1 protein-coding gene is annotated in these 259 nt (G+C 28.6%); it reads left to right on the top strand.

Annotation, left to right across the window (positions count from 1 at the left end; genetic code table 11):
- Positions 1-245 (top strand): hypothetical protein (locus NCR37_RS28290; protein WP_250476111.1); only part of this gene is annotated, 245 nt, incomplete at its 5' end.
- Positions 246-259: the final 14 nt, after the last annotated feature.

Here is a 259-nt window from a genome sequence, read left to right as displayed (position 1 = left end):
ATTATTCTCATATAGATAATCAGCATCAGTTTGGTTTAGTATTTAATGATGTAAAGGGTTATGATGAAACTTACATAAGATGGGTGTATTATTATTTAGGTGTTAATTTAGGAATAAGAAATTTCCGACTTTACCCTTTTCAACTGGAATGCAAATACAAGGTTTACAAGTGTTGTAATGATGCACAAAGACAATCTAAATTAATCGTAAATGCAATTAATAAAAAATTAAACCAAGAACCATGATAGCAGCAGAAGAT

The organism is Caballeronia sp. GAFFF1 (assembly GCF_023630705.1).
GTDB lineage: Bacteria > Pseudomonadota > Gammaproteobacteria > Burkholderiales > Burkholderiaceae > Caballeronia.
This window is presented reverse-complemented; position numbering and strand designations above follow the sequence as displayed.